We start from the raw sequence: 4,782 nt of genomic DNA, 5'->3' as shown, positions 1-4,782 counted from the left end.
CTCGGACCCGGGCTCGGACCCGGGCTCGGACCCGGGCTCGGACCCGGGCTGGCCGTCCTCCCAGTCCATGATCAGGTCGACCGAGTCCGGGGAACCGGGCGCGGAGGACACCCCGGTCGGGATCTCGGCCGGTGCCCGGGAGCTGAGCGGTGTCTCGTCGACGGTGACGGGCCGGGTGGGCTCCGCATGGGAGCCGGTGATGGCCGGCAGGTCCCCGGACTCGGTGCGGAGGGGCCGGTAGGGGGGCGGGACGTCGGACGTGTCCCGGGGCGTCCCGGCCTTCGGCACCGTGGTGGACGGGTCGGACCGGCCGGACTCCCCGGACGCGGAGGTACGGAGGCCGTCCGGGGCGACCGTGTCCGGGTCCGAGGGCTCGGCGGTGCCCGTCGGGTCGCCGGACGCGGCGGTCTGGTGCCGTGGCTGCGGGGTGGCGTTCGACGGGGTGTGGCCGCCCGGGGACGTGGTGCCCGGCGACGGGGCGGGTGCGGTGTGGGGCGCCGGGGGCGCCTGCGGGTCCTGGTGTTGCTGCTGTCGCTGCTGGTCGGAGGTGGGCCGGGTCGTGTCGTCGCCCGTCGACCACCGGCGTTCGGTCTCGTCCGGTACGGAGTTGTTGCCGCCCGTCCGGGTCGGGGGCGGCCCTGGGGCGGCGGACCCGTCGGTCCCCGGGGTCCCGGTCGCGGACGGGTTGAGGGTGGAGAAGACGGTGTCCGTGTCCGGGGCGTCCGGAAGGGAGTCCCGGTAGGCGTCGTCGTACGCGTTCGGCGAAGAGGTGGAGTACGACGGCTTGACCGCGCCCGTCGTCCCCGGAAGCCCGTAGGCGCCGGCGTCGTGGCCGACGCCGTGGACCGGGTCGTGGTCCGGGAGGGACGGGACGGACGAGACGGAGGACGTGTCACTGGCCTCGCTGAACACCGAGGCGGAATCGCTGAAGCCGCTGAAGTCGCTGAAGACCGACGCGGTGTCACCGATGTCGCCGGTGGGGAGGACCGGGTCGTCGTCCGACCGGTACGGCGGTGTGGAGGAGGAGGTCGGGACGTTGTGGGCACCGCTGTACGTGTGGTCGTGGATGTCCTGGTACGTGCTTCCGGCGCCGTACGTGTCGTCGTACCGGGTCGCGTGGTTCTCGTGGTCGTACCGGTTGCCACTCGCGCTCGTGCCGCCGTTCCCGCTGCCGCCGCCGAGCAGGTCGTTGAGGGAGCCGGGGCCGAGGTCGAGGTTCTGGAAGAACTTGTCGTACAGCGCCTTCCCGCCGTACTCCGCGCCGGTGGAAGCCGCTTCGAAGACGAGGCCGCTGAGGCCGGCGCTCAGGAACGTGCCGGGGTTGAGCGTGAACGTGCCCAGGAAGATCAGGCCGGTGAAGGCCTCCGCGAAGGTTTCCGCCTGCCCCTCGTTGAGGAAACTGAACGGGAGCTCGGAGGCTTCCTTCCAGAAGTTGTTGTTCTTGAAGTACTTGTTGATGAACCTCCCGCCGACCTCACCGAAGATCCCCCCGAAGAGTCCCGCGAACGCGCCGGCGACCGCCGACTGGCCGATGTCCGTCCAGTCGAACCCGTCGCGGCGGCGCTCCGGGTCGTCCGGCGCGGTCATGGAGATCAGCTGCGAGGCGAACGCGACGAACGCCTCCTGGATCGCCTCCAGCAGCACCGAGAGCGGCGTGGGGACGGCCCGTCCCAGCCGCTGGAGGATCAGCAGCACGGTGAGCGCGGTGCGTGCCTTCTGGATGGCGATCTCGGTGAGCGACGTACCGCCGGTGAAGACCGCCAGCGCGGCGATCAGGGCCAGCTCGATGTTCATCAGGATGAACTCGATGAGAATCTGGTACTTCGCCTCGGACAGCTTGATGGAGCGGTTCACCTGCTGGGCGCCCAGGTCCCGGAGTTCGTCGGAGAACTTCTGCAGGTGGTTCTGGCCGTTGTCGTCGACGAAGAGCTTCATCGCGGCGACGAACTCGTTCGCGATCCGCGGCGGGAGCGAGTTCCCGGCGGTGGAGATCGCTCCCTTCATCGCGTCGGACAGGTCCCTGACGTCGTCGGCCAGCCGTTTGTAGGGGTTACGGCTGTCGAAGCCCCGGTCCTCGTTGCCGGTGGCGACGTTCGCGCCCACGTAGACCTCGATGAACTCCCGCAGGCCGGGCGGGAACATGATGGCCATTCAGCGCCTGTTCTCGCTCTCCGAGCCGTGCGCGCCGATGTCCTCCACCGCCTGGGTCTGTGGCCGCTGCACGTGGTCGGCCTCCGCGGCGACCGCGTCGACCAGCGCCATGAACCCGCTGGTGATGGCCAGGACCGTGTCCGTCACCTGCTGTTGTTCGCGCCGCACCTGCTCGCCGACCGCGTTGGCGAACTCGTCGTCGCCGCCCTCCTCGCCCCACCAGCCCGAGTACTGGGCGTTCCCGGTCTCGAACCGGGGCAGCATCTCGTCGCCGTAGCGCACCGCGTCGGCGAGGTGCCTGGAACCCTGCAGGATCGCCTGGATGTCGGCGGAGTAGTTGCCGGCCATGGTTACGCGCCCTTCCGCCGTTCCTGTCATCCGTCGTCCCTGCCGCGGGCCGTTCCGGGCGGGGCGGCGGGTTCCTCGTCGTCCTCGACGATCTCGTCGCGGAGCCGGCTCATCGCCGTGGGCCCCTTCGTCACGGCGGTCTCGCTGAGCAGCGAGCCGAAGACGGATCCCCAGTCGACGCCCATCCGTTCCGGGGCGGCGCCGCGCGCGGTCATCCGGGTGAGCGGGTCGAGCAGGTCGACGACCCGGCGGGCCATCTCGGCCCGCGCCGTGTTCGCGGCCTCCAGCACCGCCGCGGAGAGCTGGGCGGCGGCCATGGTCCGGTACTTGCCGTCGAGGAACTCCAGGCTGGTCAGCTCGCCCTTCGCGCCGACGGAGACCCGGACCGACCGGTCCGCCGAACGCGCGGTGGCCGACGCCGCGTCCAGCTCGGCCCGTGCCGTGGCCGCGGCCTGCTCCGCCGCCTTGAGGTGGGCCATCGCCCGGGCCACCCGGTCCTCCATCGGCTGACTCATCCCGTTCCCCTTCTCCTCAGCGCCCCAGGGCCTGCGGCGCGCCGCCCTCGTCGGTGCCCCAGACGTCCTCGTCCTCGGCCAGCCACGTGGTCCGTTCCCGGTCCCCGCTCTCCGTCTGCGGCCTCTCCCCCGCCCCGCCCATGCCTCCCATGGGCGGCATGAAGGGCGTGCTGCTGCTGGTCTGCGTGGTCCGGGGGACGACACGGTGCTCCTCGTCGTCGACGGTCTGCGCGGCGGTCGTCCGGCCGGAGCGGCCGACCGCGGGCTCGATGACGGTCCTGGTGCGCTCGCCGCTGTTGCCGCCGGCCTCGCCGCCGGCGCCGCGCATCATCGGCGGGTACATCCCCGGCGATCCCGAACCCGTGCCGGTGCCGTCTGCGGAGGCACCCGCCAGGGCGCCGCTGCCCTGCGGACGCCCGAGCGCCGAGGAGGGGTCGTCCTGGTTGTAGAGGTTGTCGTTGAACACGGAGGAATAGGCGGAGCCCGGGGAGCCGCCCCCGTTGTAGGCGGAGAGGTCGGGGGGCTGGGGGAGGTCGGCGATGCGCTGCCGGATCAGCTCGTCGATGTTCTTCTGATCGGCGTTGATCCGGTCGTACTCGGCCTGGATGTCGCCCATCCGCTGGTCGTACTCGGCCTTGGCGTCCTTGCGCGCCTGCTCGGCCTCGGTGCGCGCCTCCTCGCGTTCCGCCTGGGCGTCGGCCTTCGCCCGGTCGTACTCGTTCCTGGCCTCGGCCTCCGCAGCGTTCGCCCGGTCGACGGCCCCCCGTTCGGCGGCGTCGATCTCCGCGATGCGCCGGTCGTACTCCTCGCGGGCCTCGTTCTCGGCGGTGCCGGAGGCGATCTCCCGCTCGTACTCCTGGCGTGCCTCGGCGCGTTCCTGTTCGGCGTCCTGGCGTGCCTGGTCCCGCTGTTCCTGGGCCTCGGCCTTCTCCTGCTCGTATTCCTGTCGCGCCGCCGCCTCCTGGCGGTCGGCCTCCTGGAGGGCGGCGTCGCGCTCGGCGCGGGCCTCGGCCTTCTGCTGTTCGTAGTCGGCCTGCGCGTCGGCCTTGGCGTTCTCGGCGTCCAGCCGGGCCTGCTGCCTCTCCTGCAGGGCCTCTCGGCGGGCCTCCTCCTGCTGGGCCTCCGCCCTGGACTGCGCGTCGGCCTGGTCCCGCTTGGCGGCTTCCCGCTCGGCGTCGGCCCGGGCGGCCGCCTGTTCCTGCTTCGCCTCGGCCTGCGCGGCCTCCTGCTCCGCCCTGGCTTCCGCCTTCTCCTTCTCGGCCTCCGCCTTCGCCGCCTCCTGCTCGGCCTTGGCCTCGGCCTGCGCAGCCTCCTGCTCGGCCCTGGCTTCCGCCTTCTCCTTCTCCGCCTCTTCCCTGGCAGCGGCCTGCTCGGCCTTCGCCTCGGCCTTCTCGGCTTCCTGTTCCGCCTTGGCCTCAGCCTTCTCCTTCTCGGCCTGGGCCTTGGCCGCCTCCTGCTCGCGCTTGGCCTCGGCCTGCGCAGCCTCCTGCTCCGCCCTGGCTTCCGCCTTCTCCTTCTCCGCCTCTTCCTTGGCGGCCTCCTGCTCGGCCTTGGCCTCGGCGCGGTCGGCTTCGGCCTGGGCCGCGGCCCGTTCCCGTTCCTTCTTCGCCTCGTCCTGCGCCTTCTGGTTCTGCGCGAGGACGAACGCCTGCTGCTCGGCGGCCGCCGCCTTGGCTTCGGCCTTCTCCTTCTCCGCCTCTTCCTTGGCGGCCGCCTGTTCGGCCTTGGCCTCCGCCTTCTCCTTCTCCGCCTCCGCCTTGGCCGCTTC

Annotated in this window: 3 protein-coding genes and 1 pseudogene; all 4 read right to left on the bottom strand. The window is 72.1% G+C overall.

Going from position 1 to position 4,782, the window contains the following annotated elements:
* A partial coding sequence (locus tag B9S61_RS41380; protein WP_181007749.1) for a hypothetical protein occupies positions 1–2,151 on the bottom strand: 2,151 nt, incomplete at its 3' end.
* Complete coding sequence (locus tag B9S61_RS39555; protein ID WP_103546558.1) at positions 2,152–2,499, bottom strand: hypothetical protein; 348 nt, start codon at positions 2,497–2,499, stop codon at positions 2,152–2,154.
* A gap of 26 nt (positions 2,500–2,525) precedes the next feature.
* The gene (locus B9S61_RS39550) at positions 2,526–3,014 is read right to left on the bottom strand and encodes a YbaB/EbfC family nucleoid-associated protein (RefSeq protein ID WP_103546557.1); all 489 of its coding nucleotides are present in this window, start codon (positions 3,012–3,014) and stop codon (positions 2,526–2,528) included.
* A 16-nt stretch (positions 3,015–3,030) separates the two neighbouring features.
* Positions 3,031–4,782, bottom strand: a pseudogene (locus B9S61_RS41375) (hypothetical protein); the annotation flags it as partial.

It is taken from the genome of Streptomyces sp. SM1 (assembly GCF_002910825.1).
Lineage (GTDB): Bacteria > Actinomycetota > Actinomycetes > Streptomycetales > Streptomycetaceae > Streptomyces > Streptomyces okerensis.
Note: the sequence above shows the minus strand (reverse complement) of the source record. Positions and strands in the feature narration are given on the sequence as shown.

Excerpts from the sequence above, each read along its gene's own strand:
- B9S61_RS39555 (WP_103546558.1), bottom strand. The coding sequence starts at position 2,499 with ATGGCCGGCAACTACTCCGCCGACATCCAGGCGATCCTGCAGGGTTCC.
- B9S61_RS39550 (WP_103546557.1), bottom strand. The coding sequence starts at position 3,014 with ATGAGTCAGCCGATGGAGGACCGGGTGGCCCGGGCGATGGCCCACCTC.